This window comes from Hungatella sp., from assembly GCF_046966825.1.
Window position 1 is genome coordinate 1 of record NZ_JBKVCZ010000073.1, and the last position, 22,740, is coordinate 22,740.

Annotated in this window: 18 protein-coding genes and 2 pseudogenes; 4 read left to right on the top strand and 16 right to left on the bottom strand. The window is 52.3% G+C overall.

Annotation, left to right across the window (positions count from 1 at the left end; translation table 11 throughout):
- The 6 genes and pseudogenes from ACLTD4_RS20350 to ACLTD4_RS20375 all read right to left on the bottom strand — a co-directional run.
- Window positions 1-240: pseudogene (locus ACLTD4_RS20350) on the bottom strand (carbohydrate ABC transporter permease); the annotation flags it as partial.
- An 11-nt stretch (window positions 241-251) separates the two neighbouring features.
- Window positions 252-1,139, bottom strand: a complete 888-nt coding sequence (locus ACLTD4_RS20355) for a carbohydrate ABC transporter permease (RefSeq protein ID WP_002604949.1) — start codon at window positions 1,137-1,139, stop codon at window positions 252-254.
- A 126-nt stretch (window positions 1,140-1,265) separates the two neighbouring features.
- Window positions 1,266-2,654: an ABC transporter substrate-binding protein gene (locus tag ACLTD4_RS20360; RefSeq protein WP_055653256.1), complete on the bottom strand. Its 1,389-nt coding sequence runs from the start codon at window positions 2,652-2,654 to the stop codon at window positions 1,266-1,268.
- A 158-nt stretch (window positions 2,655-2,812) separates the two neighbouring features.
- Window positions 2,813-3,529, bottom strand: coding sequence for a response regulator transcription factor (locus tag ACLTD4_RS20365; RefSeq protein ID WP_025531541.1), 717 nt, complete (start codon window positions 3,527-3,529; stop codon window positions 2,813-2,815).
- Window positions 3,507-3,743, bottom strand: a complete 237-nt coding sequence (locus tag ACLTD4_RS20370) for a sensor histidine kinase (RefSeq protein ID WP_412331517.1) — start codon at window positions 3,741-3,743, stop codon at window positions 3,507-3,509. Before ACLTD4_RS20370 ends, ACLTD4_RS20365 begins: the two co-directional genes overlap by 23 nt.
- 7 nt (window positions 3,744-3,750) lie before the next feature.
- Entirely contained in the window at window positions 3,751-5,226 is a 1,476-nt protein-coding gene (locus ACLTD4_RS20375) for a sensor histidine kinase (protein ID WP_412331518.1), read from the bottom strand.
- A 228-nt stretch (window positions 5,227-5,454) separates the two neighbouring features.
- On the opposite strand from ACLTD4_RS20375, the gene ACLTD4_RS20380 reads away from it, so the two are divergent.
- Window positions 5,455-7,242 (top strand): hypothetical protein, encoded by a 1,788-nt coding sequence (locus ACLTD4_RS20380; RefSeq protein WP_117622002.1) that lies wholly within the window; start codon window positions 5,455-5,457, stop codon window positions 7,240-7,242.
- 57 nt (window positions 7,243-7,299) lie between these two features.
- On the opposite strand, the gene ACLTD4_RS20385 is transcribed toward ACLTD4_RS20380, so the two are convergent.
- The 10 genes and pseudogenes from ACLTD4_RS20385 to mdcA all read right to left on the bottom strand — a co-directional run bounded on the left by ACLTD4_RS20385 (window position 7,300) and on the right by mdcA (window position 18,761).
- Window positions 7,300-8,118 (bottom strand): MerR family transcriptional regulator, encoded by an 819-nt coding sequence (locus ACLTD4_RS20385; RefSeq protein ID WP_002604954.1) that lies wholly within the window; start codon window positions 8,116-8,118, stop codon window positions 7,300-7,302.
- 97 nt (window positions 8,119-8,215) lie between these two features.
- Window positions 8,216-9,325, bottom strand: a complete 1,110-nt coding sequence (locus ACLTD4_RS20390; protein ID WP_055653253.1) for a DNA glycosylase AlkZ-like family protein — start codon at window positions 9,323-9,325, stop codon at window positions 8,216-8,218.
- 140 nt (window positions 9,326-9,465) lie between these two features.
- Window positions 9,466-10,461, bottom strand: a complete 996-nt coding sequence (locus ACLTD4_RS20395; protein ID WP_117622001.1) for an alpha/beta hydrolase — start codon at window positions 10,459-10,461, stop codon at window positions 9,466-9,468.
- Between the two features lie 41 nt (window positions 10,462-10,502).
- Window positions 10,503-11,831 carry a GHKL domain-containing protein gene (locus ACLTD4_RS20400; protein ID WP_117622000.1) on the bottom strand — a complete coding sequence of 443 codons (1,329 nt, stop codon included), beginning with the start codon at window positions 11,829-11,831 and terminating at the stop codon, window positions 10,503-10,505.
- Window positions 11,828-13,308, bottom strand: a pseudogene (locus ACLTD4_RS20405) (DEAD/DEAH box helicase). Before ACLTD4_RS20405 ends, ACLTD4_RS20400 begins: the two are co-directional and overlap by 4 nt.
- 253 nt (window positions 13,309-13,561) lie before the next feature.
- On the bottom strand, window positions 13,562-14,641 hold the full coding sequence (locus ACLTD4_RS20410) for a sodium ion-translocating decarboxylase subunit beta (RefSeq protein WP_390472966.1): 1,080 nt from the start codon (window positions 14,639-14,641) through the stop codon (window positions 13,562-13,564).
- A 97-nt stretch (window positions 14,642-14,738) separates the two neighbouring features.
- Complete coding sequence (locus tag ACLTD4_RS20415; RefSeq protein ID WP_117621998.1) at window positions 14,739-15,134, bottom strand: acetyl-CoA carboxylase biotin carboxyl carrier protein subunit; 396 nt, start codon at window positions 15,132-15,134, stop codon at window positions 14,739-14,741.
- A gap of 24 nt (window positions 15,135-15,158) precedes the next feature.
- The gene (locus ACLTD4_RS20420) at window positions 15,159-15,545 is read right to left on the bottom strand and encodes an OadG family transporter subunit (protein WP_117621997.1); all 387 of its coding nucleotides are present in this window, start codon (window positions 15,543-15,545) and stop codon (window positions 15,159-15,161) included.
- Window positions 15,546-15,555: 10 nt separating this feature from the next.
- Window positions 15,556-17,103 carry an acyl-CoA carboxylase subunit beta gene (locus tag ACLTD4_RS20425; protein WP_055653247.1) on the bottom strand — a complete coding sequence of 516 codons (1,548 nt, stop codon included), beginning with the start codon at window positions 17,101-17,103 and terminating at the stop codon, window positions 15,556-15,558.
- Between the two features lie 20 nt (window positions 17,104-17,123).
- Window positions 17,124-18,761 (bottom strand): malonate decarboxylase subunit alpha, encoded by a 1,638-nt coding sequence (gene mdcA / locus ACLTD4_RS20430; protein ID WP_117621996.1) that lies wholly within the window; start codon window positions 18,759-18,761, stop codon window positions 17,124-17,126.
- Window positions 18,762-18,883: 122 nt separating this feature from the next.
- Between mdcA and ACLTD4_RS20435 the strand changes: the two genes are divergently transcribed.
- The 3 genes from ACLTD4_RS20435 to ACLTD4_RS20445 all read left to right on the top strand — a co-directional run bounded on the left by ACLTD4_RS20435 (window position 18,884) and on the right by ACLTD4_RS20445 (window position 22,661).
- Window positions 18,884-19,759, top strand: coding sequence for a LysR family transcriptional regulator (locus ACLTD4_RS20435; protein WP_117621995.1), 876 nt, complete (start codon window positions 18,884-18,886; stop codon window positions 19,757-19,759).
- A 351-nt stretch (window positions 19,760-20,110) separates the two neighbouring features.
- Window positions 20,111-21,520 carry an SLC13 family permease gene (locus tag ACLTD4_RS20440; RefSeq protein WP_055653672.1) on the top strand — a complete coding sequence of 470 codons (1,410 nt, stop codon included), beginning with the start codon at window positions 20,111-20,113 and terminating at the stop codon, window positions 21,518-21,520.
- A 76-nt stretch (window positions 21,521-21,596) separates the two neighbouring features.
- Window positions 21,597-22,661 (top strand): carbon-nitrogen hydrolase family protein, encoded by a 1,065-nt coding sequence (locus ACLTD4_RS20445; protein WP_412331519.1) that lies wholly within the window; start codon window positions 21,597-21,599, stop codon window positions 22,659-22,661.
- Window positions 22,662-22,740: the final 79 nt, after the last annotated feature.

Below are 22,740 nucleotides of genomic sequence, written 5' to 3' on the forward strand. Positions count from 1 at the left end.
GGTAATTCCCGAGACGATAATATTATTTTTATAGAAAATCAGGAATTTTCCGTCGGTTAAAATCCCCTTGTAATTGGCCAGCGTGGCGTTTACCGGCAGAAACTGGGGCGGCAGACGCAGAATCGCTTCATTGGGCTTTAAGGATGTGAGCAGCATCCAGTAAATAGGGAATACGAAGCAGATCGTGGCGGTCAGAATCGCCGCATACATAAAAATTTTCCGATAAGTTTTCTTCTTCATTTGCTCACCTCCTAATATTCCACTTCTTTGGAAGAAAGAACCCTGTTATAAACCGTAGAGAAGATTACCAGGAACACGAGCCAGCAGACACCGATGGCCGCGCCCTTGCCCAGATTGAAGCCCGAAAATGCCGTCTCATACGTATACAGGGGCAGCGTAGTGGTCGCGCGGACCGGACCGCCTCCTGTCATGGTGAAGAACAGAACGAACATCTGGAAATTCGACACGATGGAGGTCAGCGTCACCGTTTTCACAACCGGCATGATGCACGGCACTGTGATGCACCAGAACTTCTGTGCTCCGGTGGCTCCGTCGATCTCCGCCGCCTCTTTTAGGTCCTCCGGCACTGTCTGCAGTCCGGAGAGAAGCATAATCATCATCAATGGCATCTGTTTCCACACCGCCGAAATGATAACGCCCAGCATAGCCGTCTTCGGGCTTCCCAGGACGCTGTAATCCCCCAGGCCCAGTAGGTAATTGACAATGCCGTACTGCGGCTGAAAGATAAACATCCAGGTGACCGCCACCACCAGCGACGGGATCGTCCACGGAAGGAATAAAAGGCTTCTGAACACCTTTCTCCCTCTGAGGCTTCCGCTGTTCAGCAGCAGCGCCACCCCCAGACCTATAAAAAACTGGGCGATGACAGTCCCGCACACATAGACCAGCGTTCTCCCGAAGGTCCTGATAAACTCCGCGTCGGTAAAGACCGCTTTATAATTGGAAAAATTGTTCCATTTAATATTGCTCATATCCAGCAGATTGTAATGAAAGAAGCTCATTCCAACCACGACAAATACCGGGATGATGATGGTAACTGTAAGCATCGCCAGAGCGGGTACCAGAAGCATCACCATGAACCAGTTGATTTTTTTCTTTTTTCGCGTTATTTCACCCATAATACAACCTCCAATAGATACAAAGGGAGCGGATGCAGGATGATCTGCAGCCGCTCCTGATTGCTACGGTGACTCGTGCGCAGTGCGGGCGAGTGATCGTTCAGACTGATGAGTTCAGTTCCATTCTTACTGTCCGTACATTTCTTTGATCGTCTTATTGGTTTCTTCCAGTACGGTTTTAATATCCTCATTATTGACAACGATCCGTTCGATCGCCTTTGTCACCTCATTCATGGCATTGTCAAACATCGCGTTGGTAGCCGGAAGCGGGCTGGCCGTCTCAGACTGTTTGTTAAATACTTCCATGAAGTAATCTTCGTTCATCTCCGGAAGAGTCGCTATGGATTTTCTTGCGGAAAGCACTGCGTTGGATTTGTGGTATTTCACCATGGCATCCTTGCCGATTAAATATTCCACCAGGCGGACTGCTGCTTCTTTATGCTCTGATTTTGCAAATACGCCCAGCTGATGCTCTGTATACACCGTCTCACTGCGTCCGGTCTTTCCTGTCGGAATCACGGCGATTCCCATCTTCTTGTCAAAATCCTCTCCCAGTCCGCTGCTGCTTCTAAATGCGCTGCGTCCCATGTCGCCGTCGAAGATGATGCCGATCTGGCCTGATGCAAATAAACCTCTTAAATCCTTGATTTCCAGACCAGCCGGAATTACTTTTTCATCCACCAGCTGTTTGGTCCACGTGAGCGCTTCCACATTGCCTTCGTTATTTAAATCAACGTTTCCGCTGTCGTCAACAAAGTGACCGCCGTATGCATAGAAAATGCCGTTATATACCGTACCGGTGTGGGCTACCTTGCCGGTTGGGATTCCCAGGCCATAGAGTGTATTGCCTGCCTCGTCTTTTCCGAGCTTAGCAATGGCCCTCGCAGCTTCCGTCATCTCTTCCCAGGTTGCCGGCGCTTTTTCCGGGTCTAAACCGGCTTTGGTAAATAAGTCCTTATTGTAATACATGGCGATCGGATGCGGCGCCCAGGATAATGCCTTTACCTTTCCGCCATACGTCGTTCCCGATAAATAGCCGGGATAAATATCGTCCAGCACATCTCCGGAGGCCAGATCATCCAGTTCTGCCAGGATTCCCGCACCGTTAAATGCGCTCATCATCTGCGAATTTCCCATGATGACATCGGCTGCATTGCCGGAGGTTCCTGCGATTAGAACCTGATCCTTATACTGGTTGAACGGGATCGCCTGGGACTCCACCCTGATGTCGGGATTGGCCGCCATGAAATCATTCAGAAGCTCTTTGAAAATATCTGAAGTGGCTTCCTCCGCCTCCAGCCAGTTGCTCATGGTGATCGTCACCTGTTCTCCCGATGCGGCTTCCCCTTTCGTCTCTTCCTTCTTCGTCTCTTCCTTTTTCGTCTCCGCCGGTGCGGCAGTCGTCGTCTCCTTCGGCGCGGCGGTGGTGGCTGATGTGCTGTTACCTCCGCAGCCACTTAAGGCTAACCCACTGACCATTACAGCTGACAGTACAACAGCAAGCGTTTTTTTCATAAAAAAATCCTCCTTTTTTCTATTTCGGTTTGCTTCATTCCGCTTAACTTTTATACTCTCATTATAACAGAGGCTGATCAAAAGAGAAGGGACCCAAAATTTTGTTTTAGTGCTGTTTTTATAGTTTTTAAGTTTATTATGCATAATTATTGTGCACTTTATCTCTCTCCATTGGGTGTAACTCCGTATTTCTCCTTATAGATTCGTGCAAAATGCTTTGTGCTGCTGTATCCTACCATTTCCGCGATATTCACGATTTTTAAATCTGTATTTAAAATCAGCTTTCTCGCCTTTTCCATGCGTAAGTCCGTTACGTAGTCGATATACTTTTTCCCCGTCTGTTTTTTAAACAGCGTGGAGAAGTAGGCCGTGTTCATGTGAACCACCTGGCTGACCTCCTCCAGGCTGATGTTGCGGTAAAAATTATTTTCTATGTACTGGACCGCCCTGCCGATGCTTCCGCTCTCCTCCGGCACTGTTCCCTTCTCTTCCTTCGTCTCCGCCTGCTCTCTGATCCCCAGGAGGCGCGAAGTGCAGTCTGTCAGTTCAAAACGGTTGACCGGCTTTAAAATGTATTCCCGCACTCCGCACCGGATCGCCGTCCTGGCATACTCAAAATCCCGGTACGCGCTGATCACCACATACTGGGTCGTAATTCCCGCGGCCAGCGCCTTCTCGATCATGGCCAGCCCGTCCAACACCGGCATACGGATATCCGTGATGACCGCGTCCGGATTCCACACAGCCATGGTCTTATATCCCTCCATGCCGTCACCGCACTCCCTCACCTCGATATCCCCGTAGAAATTCTCCAGAATCTTTCTGATTCCCTGTCGTATGATCGCCTCATCGTCACAGATCAAAATCTTTATCATCGTCCTCTTCCCCCTCCTTTCGCAGCGGAATTCTCAGCGAAACAATGGTTCCAATGCCATTTCCCGAGCGCAGCGTCACCCGGCTGTTTCCCCCAAACAGAAGCTTCAGGCGCCTGCTCAAATTCTGCAGCGCAAAACAATCCAGAGTCTCCTCCTGGTTGTCCGGCATTAACAGTTCCCTGATTCTGGCGATGCGCTCTGCCGGAACCGCCATACCATCGTTAAAAATCCTGATTACGAGGAACCCACGCCGCTTTAAAACAGAAACCAGCAGACGCTTGTGCTCCGGCGTATCCTCGAAACCGTGTTAAACGCATTTCCACCAGCGGCTGCATGGTCGGTCTCGGTATCATTTCCGCCATACACTCCTCATCGATTGCATATTCCACGAGAAAACGGTCCGGGAAACGAATTTTCTGAATTGTCACGAAATTCCGCACATTCTCGACCTCTTCTCTGACCGCCACAAGGGTGGACGGCTCCATGGAATAGCGCATCATCATAGAAAATGCCTGTGCCATATCCACAATCTCATAATTATCCCGAATCAGCGCCAGCATGGAGATGCTCTCCAGCGTGTTGTAGATAAAATGAGGGTTAATCTGGCTCTGAAGCGCCTTAAGGGTAGCCTGCTGGCTTTCAATTTTGACCAGATACTCGCTTTCAATCAGGCGCTTCATATCCCTTACCATGGTATTTAAGCTCTGTACCAGTTCTCCGATCTCATCGGGATGATCATCGCAGACGACCACGTCTAAATTCCCTGTGGCGATCTCCCTCGTCGCATCCCGCAGCGTGATGATTCTCCTGGAAAACCAGTCCGCCAGCAGCTTGTCGCTGAGATAGATCAGGATAATGAGGACTACCATGCCGATCAGGAAATAAATCAGGGCCGCGCCGTAGCCTCTCTGCAGTTCCTTTAACTGAAGCCGGAACTCCACGTCCTGCCCAAGAGCCGAGGAATAAGAGTACACCGGGACAAAGTGGTTGCCTTCCTTATAGGTGTCGGAGATAATCTCGTTTCCACTGCAGATGATCTCATCCCCGCTGCCCTCCACCAAATCGTAAAAAGGCTGAATCATCTTCTGTTTATCCAGCTCCACATAGACCAGCCCCTGTACCTCTCCGTTTTTGACGCTGACTATATTGGACGCCAGAATCCAGACCGGCCTCCCGTCCTGCAGGGAATCTCCGTCCTCCCGGACAAAGGAGGTATCCCCCGCCAGCAGTGCCTCAAACCAGGGCGCACCGGCGCAGGCCGCCGACAGATCCTTGTCGGAAAAGTCTCTGGAAAACGTCTTATCGGCCTCCTTAATGTAGATGGATATCGCCCCTGTTCGTCTCCCCACAGTGCTCATATTGGTCAGGCGGTTCCTGATAAAATCCCTTAAATCCAGCCTTTCCTTATAGGTTCCCGTCACGTAATCATCGATGGCATTCTGTACATTGATGTCCGTTACCATCAGATTCATGCCCTCCTGTGCCTGTGCGAAATACGAATCCAGTTCTTCCACCGTCTTGTCCAAAAGCATCTGAGACTGGCGTTTTGAATTCTCCACGCTAACATTTATGAACACGAAAAAAACGATGGCAAATATTATCATAATCGGTATAATTGCCACCAGCCAAGTCGATAAAGTAAGTTTTTTCTGAATGGACGCATCACGGTAGCGTTCCATTTTCCAGACTTTTTTCATATCTCCCCAATCCAGCTTTTTCACAGTTCTTATTTATTCTTTAATGGATTCTATTATAGCATCCCGAACTGGAAATGACAATTTCCCCTGTTCCTCCGCAGGATAAACTTGTAAACTTACAGAATTATGAAAAGCTGCTTTCGTCATTAACTTAAGCCGGGATTTCGGTATCACGCGCTTCGGCCTCCGCATAAAATGATATATCTATGAGAAAGGAGGTGAAGCCACATGGCACACGTATCGAATCAGGCACAGCTGGCCGCCGCGCTGTTCCGTCAGGAACCCTCCATACAGATAACCGCTGATTTCCCCCTCACTTCCCAGCTGAATATCCTGTATGATGTTGCGATAGAAAGTCTTGCGCCGTATTCCCTTCATACGCTCTTTAAGGATCCGGGCTATGACGGCTTTCTGTTCCGGATCTTCGGAGGCGGCGCCCTCCGGCTTGCAAACATCACCCTCGACGGTCGTTCGGAGGACCATGATCCGGCTTCCGTGCTGGCGAGTTCCCTCATCTGCGTGACAGATGGCTCCCTCTGTCTGGATACGCAGTCCGTGTTAAAAAATAACAGTTCTTACAGCGACGGCGGCGGCGTCCGGATCTGCGGCGGAACCTGCTGTACGAACCGCTTTGAGATGAACGGCAGCGCAAGGATCACCGGCTGTTCCTCCCGGGCAAACGGCGGCGGGGCGGCGGTCTCCTTAAGCAGTCCCGACGACTGCATCTCCATCTCTGACCAGGCTGTGATCGACCACAATTCGGCGCTGAACGGAGGCGGACTCAGTTTCACTTCCGAAATCCCCTGTCTCGGCGGCACCCTGGCTGTCATGGAACAGGCACGGATCACGGACAATGTTTCGCATTTTACAGGCGGAGGCATCTCATTTTCGGGATACCGGCCGGGAGACAGCGCACCCTCGCTTCTCGTGCTGGATGGATCCGTCGTTCTTTCCGGAAATACCGCCGTTCACGGAGGCGCCGTCTTCTTTTACGGAGCAAACTGCGGAGACCGTATGATCGTGACGGACGGTGTCACAATTTCCGCCAATACGGCCGCAGGGACGGGGGGCGGCATCTGCTGTCTGGCGCCCACCGCGGGAGCGGACCTCCTGATCACCGAATCTGCTGTCACCGGCAATACCGCGGGGACCGGAGGCGGCATCTATCTGCTCACGAATTTCGGCGGGGCCGTGACGTTTCTTGAGAGCCGCCTGTCTGACAACACGGCGCAAAGCGGCGAATCCGGGTCCGGCGGCGGATTCTGGTTTAAAAACACCGCCGCTGACCTGCCTGCCGTCATAACGTTAAACGGGACCGAGATAAGCCATAACACGGCCTCCTCCCACGGAGGCGGTATTGCCGCTTCCGGTCAGTCACGTCTCACCTTCTTGAGCGGATCGGTCCATGACAACCGTTCCTCCCATTACGGCGGCGGCGTCTGGCTCCGTGACCGGAGTGTATTTGCCATGAAAGGCGGTGAAATCCTGGATAACCACGCCGTCTACGGCGGCGGCTTCTACAACGATACCGGCGCAGCCCTGCTGATCACCGGCGGCACCGTCAGCCGAAACAGCTCGGACGCGGGAGGCGGCATCTATAACGCAGAGCAGTCCAGCGTCACCCTCTCCTCCACCGGGGATTTCGGCGGTGAGGGCACGAACACCGCCGCCCTGTACGCACCGGGCATCTACAACAGCGGAGAGCTCCGGGCCGAAAACACACGAGTCATCACAAACGGTGTCTATCTCTCCTCGCGAAACTCCATCGTCAGGATCGTAGGGCCGCTGGCTGCCGGTTCCAGGATTCAGATTGACGGCTCCGGCTATGTAAGCCCCAATGACGCCGGCATTCCTATCGTAATTGCCGAAGCGGCTCCTCCCTACCGGCAGCTGACCGAGACGGACCGGGAATCGTTTTTAAAGCCGCCCTCCGGCTTTGATGGATGGGAAATACGGCTGAGCGGCGATTTGACCCAGGTTCTGCTGGCGCCGCCGGGGCCTGGTGCAGGCGAATAAGGCGGATGGGATATGCTGGCTGCAGCATATCCCATCCGCCTTTGTTTGTTTCCTTATCTATTTCTTCCTCACCGGATAACACACCTCCGTCACCATTTTCTCCGGATCCGATGTGTCGTGGGGGCTGACGTGGTAGATGCAGAACGAAGCACCATCGTACTCGTAACCGTTGTCGTGAATCCAGCGGGCTACCGCCTCGTTGACTCTGGTGATCTGTGCATAGCTTCCCTGGTAGGTAGCGGAAGCGATCAGCACAGGCGGCACGGTCTTAAATTTCACATGCTCCGTGTCCTTATATGTTCCCGCAACGGAAATCTGAATCTCCACATCCACATCCTGCTCCTTGTAACCTTCATCGTGGAAGACAGCCAATCCATACACCGGGGATGCCATCTGCAGATTCTGACTGCCCGTCTCTCCATGGAGAATCCCCCATAAAATATGCTCCTGGTCGTAAGCCGGAATCACTTTTCTGACACTTGCGACATACCTCTCCGGCAGAGTTTTTAACGTTACCTGATAATCCATCATATTTCCATCCTTTCTGATCCATTCGATGGTGTTATCAAGAAGCTGCAGCTTCGTACCGATGTCGCCCAGCTGGTCCTCCAGCTCTTTCTTCTTAACCCGGAGAAACTTTTCCATTTCCTCCGGTCCGCCGCAGCAGTTTAAGATTTCGCGGATAACCGTCAGGCCAAATCCCATGGATTTCAGGCTCTGGATCTGCCCCGCCACGGAGAGCTGGTCCTCCCCGTAATACCGGTAACCGGTGGCGGGATCGACTACTCTTGGTTCCATAAGGCCGATTTCATCATAATGGCGCAGCATACGGATACTGATTCTCGACAGCTTTGAAAAATCACCAATCTTCAACATTTTGTCACCTCACATATATGTGTTTTTGAGCTCAATATCACTATAGACCGTACCACAGTGTGAGAGTCAAGCGCGGATTGAAATATTTTTTTCAGCACTACACCATTTCCCCCATATACCGCTTCAGCGGGCTAATCTCAGGATCATACAGAAGCTCCACTGCATTTAGAATATCCTCTTTTAATGCCTCCTTTAATCCATCAGCAGACTCATTCTTCAGGCAAACCGGTTCCTCTCCCTCTGTTTCTGCCCAAAGCGCCACGTCCTCCAGTTCAAAGGGCCCGTTCCGGAAATGCCCCAGCAGGCATCCCCTAAACGCACCATCAATCAGCAGATATCCCAGCACATCGTATTTCGGGTGTCTAAATGTGTCCTTCAGCCAGTGCTCATTGGACTTCACCAGAAAATCATTTTTGTGGAGAATAAAAACGGAATGTTTCTCCGTTTCCTTCGGTGCATTCTCCACTGTATCAGACGGATCCCCCTCCAGCAGCTGTAAGTCCTCTCTGCGGACGTATCCCCCTTCATACGGCGCCAGCGTTCCATTTGATACCAGCCGTTCCAGCACGCCTTTTATTTCCTTTAATGGAAGCCTGTAGAAGGACCTCACCATGGCCGCGTCAATCCAGACATTCAGCCACACAAACCGCCTTACCAGTTCCTCTTCCGCCTCCTCCTTCGTATACCGTTCCAGATTCACATCGGGAAACTCGGATTCGAACGGATACCAGGCGCGATCCCATTCGCTGTCCGCCTGATCTTCGAATACGAGGAATTTCTCCTGCAGGCGGTGCAGGGCGGGTGTAATCTCCTTCGTCAGCATACCCGTGAACTCCTTCATCACATGGATCGTCATCGGGCCTTCCCGGTTCAGAAGTTCATAGAGCTCCAGCTCTGTGTCCGTAAGAGGCTTGTCCTTCCGGTAGACAGCCGCGAACAGCTCCAGCTCGTCCGCATAAATGTAGGCGATATTACCGTTCTGGAATCTTCCCTTCATAATAGTACGGCTTCCCCTCATCTTATAGCAATACTTCCTGTCGTCAAATGCCGCGCGGTATAAAAGCTCCGGCGGAGAGCCCGGACAGCTCCAGTATACACAGAGTACGGGAGACATCTGCTTAAACAGCACTCCATATTCCTTCTTCCCGGCGGGCTTTGTAAAATGCTGGCGTTCCAGACGCAGCTTTAAATATATATTTTTATTCAACTGAACATACCTCCATGTCATTTTATCCTGATCGCGCATTTTACGATATGTTTATTCGTTGTGCATTCACTACGCACTTTCACCATGTGAGTTCCCGTTTACGCAGAAATACTCATACAGAAACGGGAACTCTCCCTATATCACTGATCCGCTGACCGCTCTTCGTTGTCCTGGTACCACTCCATATTCTTCCTGTTGATCCATTCCGTGGAAACGTCCATCGCCGCCCGGCACGCGTTGGTCTGATCCAGCGCATTCAGCATGACAAAATCATGGATGATCGCCTGGAAACGCAGCGCCGTCACTGACACGCCTGCCGCCCGCAGCTTTTCGGCATAGGCCTCACCCTCGTCTCTCAGCACATCCGCCTGGCCGTTTAAGATCATGGCCTGCGGAAGATCGGTAAGGTGATCGGTACATGCCCTTAACGGGGATGCGGTGATCTGGTTTCTGCAGCATTCCGATGTGGTGTACTGATCCCAGAACCACATCATGCCCGCCCGGTATAAGTAGTAGCACTCCGCAAACTCACAGTACGACGCCGTATTAAAACAGGCGTTGGTCACGGGATAATAGAGAAGCTGCTTGTGGATGGCCGGCCCCCTTCTGAATTTGGAGAACAGCGTCATGGCGATCGCCATATTACCGCCCACGCTGTCTCCGGCCACGGTCAATGTATTGGCATTCAGCCTTCTTCCCATCTGTTCAAACAGCTGGGGCAGCTGGCAGAGTACACTGTAGCACTGCTCGATGGCGGTCGGATAACACGCCTCGGGAGACCGGGTGTATTCCGGAAAAATGACCGTACAGCCGGTCCTGGCGGCCAGCTCTCTCACCAGCTTCTCATGCGTATGGAAACTCCCGAATACCCAGCCGGCTCCGTGAATGTAGAAAATCACATTTTCTGCAAATTCACTGTTTATCGGTGTTACCCGGTATACGGGAATGCTTCCCCAATGGCCTGTCTCGACCATGGAAGCCTCCACCTGGGCCGGATACATATAGACCGGCGCGTCCTGTGCCTTCTCCAGCACCCGTCGTCCCTCTTCCGGCGGCAGTTCAAAAATCAGCGGTGGAACTGAATTCTCAATACAGACAGTCTCCGCCGCCGGTTCCAACAGTACTCTTCGATTCATAGTTTTCTCCCATCTGATATGATGTTCTAATGGCATCCTATTCAGAAAAGCAGAATCTGGACCTTAAAAATTATGCCGTCAAAGCTGACCCGCATGATTCCATGATACTTATCCACAACCTTCTCCACGGAGGAGAGACCAATCCCCACTCCGCTGTGTTTTGTGGAGTAATACTTCCCTTCCTTTAAAATCACATCCCGCTGATATGTATTCTGAATCTGAAGGACCAGCTGTTTCCCTCTCATTTCCGCCTGAATCTCCACATGACCGGCTCCGTCCTCCATACCGCTGCACGCCTCCAGCGCGTTCTCTAAAAGATTGCCGAAAATGATGCACAAATCCATATCGGAAACATCCGGTATCTCCGAAAGATCCGCGCTGATATCCAGCCGGATCCCGGCTGCCTCCGCTGCCGCCGCGTAATGACGCAGTATGACATCGGCAATATGGTTCCGGCAGATGGAAGTCTCTTTTCCCTCTATATACTCCGGAATCAGCTCTTTTACATACTCCTTCAGCCCTTTTATATCCTCCGCCTCCACAAATCCGTTGATGGACAGGAGATGGTGCCGCCAGTCATGCTTCAGCCGCGACGTTTTTTCAATGCTTTCCAGTAGTTTACCGTACTGTTCCTTCTGCAGCGTGAGCTGGGCCGAAACCGTTTCCGCCTGCTGCACCGCCGTAATTCCCTTGTACGCCTGAATTATCATCTGCAGCGTCACGTAAAAGAATGCATAGGTGGCAAACGACCAGAGAATCACGAAAACCACGTCACCCGGCCCCGTATGGACCCCGGTTATCCAGTAATCATTGACAATTTTCACATAGAATATCAAGTACGTCAGCGCCGGAATAATCCAGATATAGTTCCAGAAAGAGAGTGACAGCCGAAAATCAATCACCTGCTTATACAGCTTTGCCATTAAAAGCCACAAAAGAGGCGTATAGGCCGCCAAAACGGCCAGCACCAGCACCATCTTCGTCGTCTCCGCCGCGGAATCCAGGTTCAGCAGATTCCCGATCACCTTTGCAATCGCCACAATATTCACGTATAAATTCAGCGTCACCAGCACAATAAAAAGGATTTCAAAGGCGCTGCCCTTTATCACAAGCCGAAATACCACCACTGACACCAGAAGCCACAGACAGATCCCATAAATGTTATATTCCCGCAGCGGCGATCCCGGAACGAGAAACAGGATAGTAACTGCCGCAGTCACCGTTATATCAAACAGAAACAGTGCAGCCGACTTCCAGTATCCCAGCCGCAGCCGCGATTTGAATGAGAAAAACAGGAAAAATGCGAATACGCAGCAGCAGCACATCACCCGCAGCGTAATGCATGCCATATCAACCAGCGTCATACTCATCTGCGCGCGATCCTCACTTTCCGCAGCCTGCCCTTAATTGGTTTTTCCTGAAGCTTTTCCAGTACCTCCTGACCTTTGCCGTTTAGAATCTCCACGTATGTCAGGCTTTCCCTGATGTCGATAATACCGATATCTTCCGCCCCAATCCCATCGATGTTGCAGATCGTCCCCACAATGTCCACTGCGCGCATCTTCGATTTTCTGCCTCCTCCGATTGAAAGACGCGTGATTCCAGCGTTTAAGGCGGCTCCCTTTTGCGCTTTCGGGGCCCGTCTCTCTCTCTGCCGCGCCCAAAAGGCCTTCGTCATCTCCTCATCCGGTTCGGGGCATGAAGTCACTGGAAGCTCGCGCCCCATATAGGCTTCCACCATATGAAGCCTCCGCTCCTCGTTCTCACACAGGAGACTTACGGCTCTCCCCTTTTCTCCGTTTCTTCCCGTCCGGCCGATGCGGTGTACGTAGGTCTCACGGCCGCCCGGGAAATCATAATTCACTACGAGATCGATCTTATCGAAATCAATCCCCCTGGCCGCAACATCGGTTGCGATCAGATAGCGGAAGCCGCCTCTCCGGAAAGCGTCCACTGTTTTTAAACGCTCCCTCTGCTCCATTTCTCCATGAATCATCCCACAGAATATCCGGTCTCTCTTAAGCTTCTGAAGGGCACGCCACCATCTCTGGTTCCGCAGAATATCATGCAGCTCTCCGGGTTTTCCAGAATCAGGACCCGTTTCAGCAGGTCGTATTTCTCTTCCTGGTCCGTGCGGTATACCGCCTGGGAGATCGCGGGTTCCTCTTCCTCTGTATCCGCCTCCGGGGCAATCATGACGGCGTCCGCCATATACTCCTCCACCAGGAGCCGCACCTTCTCATCCAGTGTAGCTGAGAACAGAAGAACCGTTCCGCCTTTCGGCAGAAGAGCCATGATCTGTTTCACCTCGTCCAGGAACCCCATGTCCAGCATGAGATCCGCCTCGTCGATGACCAGATACCGGATGCCGGTGAGTTTTAAACAGTCCCTCTGAATCAGATCCATGACGCGGCCCGGAGTTCCCACGACAATGTGAGACTTCTGTTTGATCGTGCGTATCTGCTTATCAATCGGAAAGCCGCCAAAGACCGCCGGGACCTTCAGGCGTTTGCCTCGTCCTATGTGAAACAGCTCGCTGCTCACCTGAACCGCCAGTTCCCTACTGGGCTCCAGCACCAGCGCCTGCGGCAGATTTTCTTCCCAGACAATCTTTTCACAGAGCGGAATACCGAATGCCGCCGTCTTTCCCGTCCCCGTCCTGGACCGCGCCACCACATTCTTTCCTTCCAGAACCATAGGGATCACTTCCCGCTGTATCTCCGTTGGTTCGTGATACCCCAGGAGCTCCAATGCACGGACGATCTCCTGAGAAAGGGCGTACGGAAGGAATCCGTTGGGGGACACCTGATCTGTATTTGATGCTGTTTCTTCATTATTACATGTCATCTCTATTTCCAAACCATTTTTATTCTCTGACATAATTAAATTCCTTCCATAATAAAAAACCCGAATTCCGGATTCCTCCCAATAAAGTAAAATCAGAAAGCAGGCCATACCATGACCTGCCGGCTGATTTTATTATACAATGGATTGAACCCAGAATCTACTGGCAAAAATAGTTCCCGGACATACTGTCTGTCTCACCGCTCTGCCCTGGGAAGGAAAGGCGGGCATACGGATTACAAAACGACGTTTCCTGCTACTGGAAAAATAACAGGAGCATTCCAGCCGCCACCGCCGAGCCGATGACACCGGCCACATTGGGGCCCATGGCGTGCATCAGTAAAAAGTTGGAGGGGTTGTATTTCTGGCCTTCCTTCTGTACCACGCGGGCCGCCATCGGGACCGCGGAAACGCCTGCGGCGCCGATCATGGGGTTCACCCTGCCATTGGACAGTTTACACATCACCTTGCCAAGCAGTACACCGCCGGCGGTTCCCACCGAAAATGCGATCAGGCCCAGAACAATGATCTTTAACGTATCCACCCGCAGAAATGCGTCAGCGCTGGCCTTTGCCCCAACAGTAATCCCCAGAAAGACAGAGATAATATACATCAGGGAATTCTGTAATGCGTCCACGAGGCGTGGGACACATCCTGATTCTTTTATTAAATTCCCCAGCATCAGCATACCGATCAACGCGCCTGCCGACGGCAGAAGCAGGACCGTAAATAAGGTTACCACGATAGGAAATACGATCTTCTCCGTTTTACCGACCGCTCTCAGCTGCTCCATCTTGATCTTCCGCTCTTTCTCTGTCGTGAGGAGACGGATAATCGGCGGCTGTATAATAGGTACCAGCGCCATATAGGAATAGGCCGCAATGGCAATGGCTCCCAGCAGATGCGGAGCCAGCTTGCTGGTTAAGTAAAGCGCCGTCGGCCCATCCGCGCCTCCGATGATTCCGATGGAGGCGGCTTCCGGTCCTACAAAACCCAGCATAATTGCTCCGATAAAGGTTAGAAAGATTCCCAGCTGGGCCGCTGCCCCTAAAAGGAGACTCCGCGGATTGGCCAGCAGCGGCCCGAAATCCGTCCCTGCGCCGATGCACAGAAAGATCAGCGGCGGATAGATCCCTAAATTGGTTCCCTGGTATAGATAATATAGAAGGCCTCCATTTTCGTCCCCCACCGCGGCGGCCATCAGACCGGTCTTCGGAAGATTCACCAGAAGCATACCGAACGCAATGGGAATGAGAAGATAAGGCTCATATCCCTTATGAATCGCCAGATAGAGAAAGAGACAGGCAATTGCGATCATAATGAGTTCGCCGGGCATATGCAGGCCAAACAGCACAGTATCGCACTGAAACAGCTGTGAAAATCCGCTGCTCTTCCAGAACTCCAGTAAAATTCCATTCATCCTTTTAGCCTCCTTAAGAGATTTCGAGCAGCGGATCCCCTGCTGCCACGGAAGCGCCTTTTGAGGTAATGATGGAGGTCACCATGCAGTCGCGCGGGGCGATAATCTCATTTTCCATCTTCATTGCCTCGATGATGACCAGCACTTCCCCGCATTTTACCGTCTGTCCGGAAGCTGCCGGAACCGCCAGAACGGTTCCCTGAAGAGGCGCGGTGATCACTTCGCCGCCTGCGGAGGCGCCGTTTCTCTTTTGCTCTGCAGCTGCTCCAGTTCCTCCTGCGGATTGATTCTGCGGAACGGGCCTCGCCGGCGCCGCATAACCACCGCTCTGCACATTCCGGTGAATCTCTTCCACTTCCACCTCATGAACTACACCGTCAAGCACGATCCGAAATACTTTTATTCCCATGGTTTTAACTCCTTTTCCTGTTCTTTATCGTATGGATTCCTGTCGAGCATTTTGGGCCCACGCGCTGTCACAGTCTTCCACTCTGGTAATTCTTCGCACCACAATTTCGTCCGGGTCCACCGCCAGATATGCCGCAACCGCCGCAGCGACAAGCACCGCATCGCTTTTGTTTCCAGCCGTCGGCCCGGCGCCGGGCTCCTGTGAGGAAGGCATACCGGCCGCAGCGTTTCCATTTCCTGTCTTTACCGTCTCCGCCCGTTGTCCATCCTCCCCCTTCATCTCCCGCCGTCTTAAAAGCCAGGCACAGAAATCAATCATAAAGGAGAGCAGAAGCAGCACCAGAAACACAATCAGTATACTGAATCCGGAAATCAACAGCGTATCCGCCACAGTCACACTATCACCAAACATGACACACCTCCTACAATGGAATATTTCCATGCTTTTTCGGCATTTTCTGAACCCGCTTGCCGCGGAACGCCTCCAGCGCGCTGATAACGCGTTTTCTCGTCTCGGCCGGCATGATGACGTCATCCACATATCCTCTGGAAGCCGCCACATACGGATTCATCATTGCCTCCTGGTACTCGGCAATCTTTTCCTTCCGCCTGGACGCTCCGTCGGAAGCGTTCTTTATCTCTTTGGAGAAGATAATGTTAGCAGCCCCATCGGCTCCCATTACTGCAATCTCAGCATCCGGCCACGCAAAGACCGCGTCGGCTCCCAGATGTCTGGAGCACATTCCGATATAGGCCCCACCGTATGATTTTCTCGTGATTACCGTTATCTTCGGTACTACCGCCTCGCTGTAAGCGTACAGCATCTTGGCGCCGTGACGGATAATTCCATTGTGCTCCTGCATCGTACCGGGCAGAAATCCCGGCACATCCACCAGTGTAAGGAGCGGTATATTAAAGGAATCACACGTACGGATAAAACGCGCGGCCTTGTCGGAGGCATTGATATCCAGGCATCCCGCCATGGCCTTTGGCTGGTTTGCAATCACTCCCGTGCTCCGTCCTCCCATATGAATGAATCCGGTAATGAGATTGGGGGCAAAATACTCCTGATATTCCATGAACTGACCGCCGTCTGCCAGGGCTTCGATGACGGCCTTCATGTCATAGGGCTTCCCCGGGTTCTCGGGTATCAGTTCATTTAGGGAGTCAGTCATACGGTTCCAGTCGTCGCACAGATCCATTTCCGGCGGGTTCTCCATGTTGTTCTGAGGGAGATAGCCCAGCAGTTCTTTGATCTGCCGGATACAGCTTCCCTCATCCTCCGCCATATAATGGGCCACTCCGCTGATCGCATTATGGGTCCTCGCTCCCCCCAGCTCCTCCGCTGTCACCGACTCCCCCGTGACAGCCGCGATTACCGAAGGACCGGTTATAAACATCTGGCTTGTATTCTTTACCATGAAAATAAAATCCGTCAGGGCCGGCGAGTACACAGCGCCGCCGGCGCACGGCCCCATAATCACGGATATCTGGGGAATCACCCCGGAAGCCATAGTATTGTTATAGAAAATACGTCCATAGCCCGCCAGGGCATCCACACCTTCCTGAATGCGCGCTCCCCCCGAGTCATTAATGCAGATCATGGGGGCTCCCGCCTTCATGGCTGCCTCCTGCGTCTTTACAATCTTGTCCGCATGCATTTCTCCCAGAGAACCGCCTATCACGGTAAAATCCTGGGCAGTGGCATATGTAAGCCTGCCATTCACCGTTCCATATCCTGTTACGACGCCCTCTCCCGGGGACGGCTTCTTCTCCATGCCGAAATTCGTACAGCGGTGTTTCACAAATAACCCCGTCTCCACAAAGCTTCCTTCATCAAACAGCGCCAGAAGCCGCTCACGGGCGGTCATCTTCCCGGCCGAGTGCTGCCTTTCTATGGCCTTTTCACCGCCGCCCAGCCGTAGTTTATCCTTTAAAATCAACAGTTCTTCCTGTTTTTTTGTAGCCAACTCCCTTTCCCTCCAGACCGTCACTCAGACTTTTTTCTAAATTGCTCCGGCACATGATATAAACCGCCGGACAGATCGGCAATCTCTTCCAGAGATTTCGCCGCTAAGAGTTCACGCTTCGCCGCGTCAGGTGAGATGGCAAGATCCTGCGGATACGCTACCTTTCCTTCTCTCCGCATACGTTCGATCTCCCCGCTGCCCACCATGGAGCCCACCGGTGTTCCCTGTGCGATACACCCCAGCATCTTCGTGCGCTCTTCTGCGTTCTGCGCCTGGTAGAGATAGGCGATTCCCTGCTCCGTCACCACGTGAGTCACATCCTCGCCGTAGACCATGACAGGTGCCGCATCCATGCCGGCCTTTCTGCCGATCCTAACGGCATCCAGTTCCGGCACAAAGGCCGGGCCATATTTGCTCTGGCTCTTTGTCATCTGAACCACCAGCTTTCGCCCGGAGGCCATGGAACCGGTCAGCGGAGCCATGTCGCGCCATGCTTTTGTCGTATGGCGCCGCCCGCCGGTGCTGTTTCCCATGTTGGGGGCACCGCCAAAGCCGCTGAGCCGTCCGCCCGTCACGGTCGAGGAGTTCCCCTCATAATCCATCTGGAGTGTGCCTCCCAGGAACAGGTCGATCCCATAGAGCCCTGCCACCTGGGCGGCCGCCCTGTTGGACCGGAGCATGCCATCCTTTCCGGTAAAAAAGATGTCAGGTCTCGCAGCGGTATACCGCTCCATACCCAGTTCTCCGCCAAAGGCGCATACCTGTTTCACCCAGCCCGCTTCCACAGCCGGGATCAGAGTGGGATGGGGATTCAAGACCCAGTTGGTACAGATTTTCCCTTTCAGTCCCAGATAATCTCCAAAAGTAGGAAGCAGAAGTTCAATCGCCGCGCCGTTGTAGCCGATGCCGTGATTCAGGCTTTCCACACCGTGCTTTGCATAGATTCCCTTGATCGTCATCATACCCATCAGAATATGGGCCTCCTGAATCTGGGCCGGATCTCTGGTAAACAATGGTTCCATGGGATATGGCTCGTCCGCCTTCACAATATAATCCACCCAGCCGCCCGGAATATCAACCCGTGGGAGGTCCCCCTCTCCCACGATCTCGTTGACCTGTGCGACGACAATCCCGCTCTTAAATGCGGCTGCCTCCGCCAGCATGGGCGTCTCCTCCGTGTTATAGCCGGTGTATAAATTTCCGTTTGAGTCCGCTTTGTCCGCAGCAATCAGACAGACATTGGGCGTCAAATCCACATACAGCCTGCCGTACAGCTCCAGATACGTGTGGATTGCCCCGATTTTCACGGTGTTCTCCGCCACCATTTCCGCCAGCCGCCTGCTCTGTACCCCGGCAAAGGAAAAGTTGATTTCCGACGCTATCCCTCTTTCGAAGAGATCCAGGTGCTCATCCCTGGAAATCGAAGGAATAATCATATTCAGATCATGGACTTTTTCCTGATTCACTTCCTTAAGCGCCTCTGCTAAAAATGCGGCCTGCTTCTGATTGCAGCCCTCCAGCACAACTCTGTCACCCGGCCTTAAAATACTCTCTAAAAATGGAACGATCTCTTCCGTCCCGACTCGTTTTCCCCTTGCATAACCGGCGGCCTTCTCCATCCGTTCCGCCTTTGAACGGCGTTCTTTATCCCAAATCATGCGCTCTCCCCTTTCTTAAAATGCGTTCCTGATAAAAAAATAATAGCATTGACTTTTTATAACGTCCAATATATACTTTGTTACATAATGATATCTAAATTGTTATAAAAGGAGGCGTATTCATGGATATTCATTCTCTTACTTATTTTAAGAAAGTCGCGGAGCTTCAGCACATCACCAGGGCTTCCGAAGAACTCCACGTAGCACAGCCTTCTTTAAGCCGCACGATTTCCCGGCTTGAGAAGGAACTTGGCGTCCAGCTGTTTGAGCGTTCCGGGAAGAACATTATCCTGAATTCCTACGGTGAGATTCTCTTAAAGCATACGAACCGGATTCTCCAGGAGCTAAAAGACATCGATCAGGAGATCGGTGATGCGGCCGGGGAGCGCAGCCGGACCGTAACGCTCTCCCTCTATGCGGCTTCCAAGCTTCTGCCGGAACTGGTCATGGCGTTTAAACATGAATATCCCTCCATACGGCTTCAGATTATCCAGGAAGACTTAACCAAGAATCAACCCGACGGATGCGACTTGACCCTGTTTTCCTCCATGCAGCCGTGCACGCAGGATCATTCCGCCTCCCTGATCGAGGAAGAAATTCTCCTGGCCCTGCCGGAGTCCAATCCACTCTCCAAGCGGGAGAACTTAAACTTAAGCGAGGTAGCGGGCGAAGAATTCATCTGCCTCCAGCAGGGAAAGAGCCTGCGAACCATCACCGACACCTTCTGCAAAATAGCCGGCTTCGAGCCGTCCGTCGTGCTGGAGAGCGACAGCCCGGAGACCGTCCGGGAACTGATCCGCGCGGGCATCGGCATCTCCTTCATCCCCTCCATCACCTGGCAGGGCATGGGCACGGAGAACATCGTTCTGGTTCCCATCTCCTTTCCGCGGTGCAGACGCTACATCAACTTATCCTGGCGCGCACAGGGATATCTCTCTCCTGCTGCGATCCTGTTCCGTGACTTTGTTCAGGATTATTTTAAGACATTTCAAAAATAGACACACCTACACCGGCCTGGGGCTTCTGCCTCAGGCTATTATCATACCCGCATTCATATCACCTGCAGCATCAATCATTTCCCCTGATACATAACAAAAAAGGCATAAGTCTATAAATGTATTAGTATTTTACATTATGGCGTTTTGCACATATAATTCCTTATATAGCAAATATTTTTGTCACTATTGCAATATGCAATTGGGAGAAGGCACAGATACTTACTTTTATCGCAAATCTATCGGGCAATAGAAAGGAGGAACCATAATTATCCGGGGGGATGCTGCTGCTGCGGAGAAGTACTGATGGCTGTGCCCAGTCATTCATTTCTTGAAGGAAGGGGTACTTTTATCATGACAAAAGAGACAAAAAAGAAGCTTATAAGCGAAGCTGTCGCCATCGCTGTGGGCCTTGGCATCGCTCTGATTCCCGCACCCGGGGGGCTGGAACAGAAGGCGATGTGGACAATGGGTCTGTTAATCTGGGCTATTATCAACTGGATGACCAACGCAATCCCCGATTTTGTATGCATCTTCATCATGTGCTGTACGTGGGTTCTCTTAGGAATTGTGCCATTTACGACGGCATTTGGAAGTTTCTCGGGAACCACGGTCTGGCTGCTTATCGCGGCCATGGGAATCGGCGCCGCCGTAACGAAGAGCGGACTGCTGGCAAGAGTCGCGCTCTGGATCATGCGCGTCTGCCCGCCGACCTTTAACGGGCAGGTTCTGGCCCTGCTGGGGTCCGGTGTCATCATTGGCCCGTTTATTCCCTCCACCATTGCCAAGGTATCCATCGTAGGCGCCATGGCCACCGACATCGGCGAGAAACTGGGATTTGAAGACCGCTCCAAGGGCATGGCCGGCATGTGGTCCGCCATGTACGCAGGCTATACGCTGTTAAGCCAGGCGGTATTGAGCGCCTCCTTCTTTTCCTACATCATCATGGGACTACTTCCGGAAAATGTACAGGCCCAGTTCAGTTGGATGTTCTGGCTGCGCGCCATGCTCCCCTGGCTCATTATCTGTACCATTGCCAGCTACTTCGCCATCCGGATCCTTTACCGGCCCACACAGGCACCGAAGCTGACAAAGGAAGACGTCAACAAGATGCTGACCGACTTAGGCCCCATGTCGAGAAATGAAAAGATCACGCTGATCGTGCTCGTTGCCTGTATCTTCTTCTGGGTTCTGGAACGCACCTTAAACATTCCGGCAGCCATTACAGCAGTTTTAGGCATGTCCACGCTGCTGGCCCTGGGCGTTATTACGCCAAAGGACTATAACAGTCGTATCAACTGGAGCATTATCGCATTTATGGGCGGTGCCATCAATCTGGCCAACGCCATCACCACTGTGGGAATTGACACCTGGCTCGGTAATACCTTCGGAGCCTCCATGGCGAGCCTCATCAGCAATCCGTTTTTATTCGTCTTTGTCATTGCCACCGTCGCCCTGCTGGCACGTTTCATCATCGTGGATATGACCACCTGCTATACACTCTTTATCGTAATCCTGACTCCATTCTGTCTCCAGGCGGGCATGAGTCCATGGATTGCGGCCATGGCGGCCTACTGCGTGGTATACCCGTATTTTACCAAGTATCAGAACATCAACTTTCTCGCCGCGTTCAACTCAGCCGGCGGAGATGAGAAACTCAGCCATACCATGCTGGTACCGTTCTGTCTGGTCTTCCACATCGTAAGCATTCTGGCGCTGACCGCAAGCGTGCCTTACTGGAAGATTCTGGGGCTGATACCGTAGAAAGACGGCGGTGCGATAATCCGCCGCTCATAAAATAAGTCAAACATACAACCAAGAGAAAAGGAGTGCAGATATTATGTCTAAAAAAGAAACAGTCAAAGAAGTTACTCACACAATCGGTGATACACTGCCTAAATTAAGAGCCGCAGCCGTTCAGGCGGCTCCCGTATTCTTAAACCGCGATGCGACGGTTCAGAAGGTCGCCCGCCTGACAAAGGAAGCAAAAGATAACGGCGCGGATCTCGTAGTATTCCCGGAATCCTTTATTCCTACCTTCCCGCTCTGGTGCCTGTTCCTGCCGCCGGTAGACCAGCATCCATTTTACAAGAGACTGTTTGAAAATGCAGTAACCGTTCCAGGACCTGCCTTTCATGAACTGCAGAAAATTGCCCGTGACAACAGCATCTTCCTATCCGTCGGTATCTGCGAGAAGAGCACGTCCAACTTTGGGACAATGTGGAATACCACCCTGTTGTTCGACCGGGAAGGCAACATGATCGGCCACCATAGAAAGCTTCTTCCCGCATGGGGAGAAAAGCTGGTATGGTCGTTCGGCGACGGCTCTTCGCTCAATATTCACGATACGGAGATCGGCCGGATCGGTTCCCTGATCTGCGGCGAAAATTCCAATACACTGGCCCGTTACGCCCTGGTAGCCCAGGGAGAGCAGGTTCATATCTCCGTTTATCCGCCCTGCTGGCCGACCAACAGGGAAAAAGGCAACTACGCCGACTGCCTGCGCGTCCGTACCTGTGCTCACGCATTTGAGGCAAAGGTATTCAATATCTGTTCTTCCGCCTCCCTCGACGAGGATGCCATGGAGCAGATGTCCATGGGTGATCCCGCTTTAAAGGAATGGCTTCACAACCAGTCCTGGGCGCTGACCATGATCGCCGGCCCTAACGGACAGCCATGCTGTCCATCGATTGAGAACAACCAGGAAGGCATTATTTACGCCGACTGCGACATTGCAAATGAAATCACGGCAAAGGGAATCCACGATATCGCGGGAGCCTACCAGCGGTTCGACGTCTTTCAGCTCCATGTAAACAAAACGCCCCGGGAACCGGCATACTTCTACGATGAGGGAATCGGAGAATCCCGCGAATATATCCCTTATGAAGAGGAAGACACCGAATAAAACGACCCGAAGGAAGAAGGTTTCCCCATTCTGCCCCATACAGCAAACCAGAAAAGAAGGCCGGTCCGCAGCAGATGCG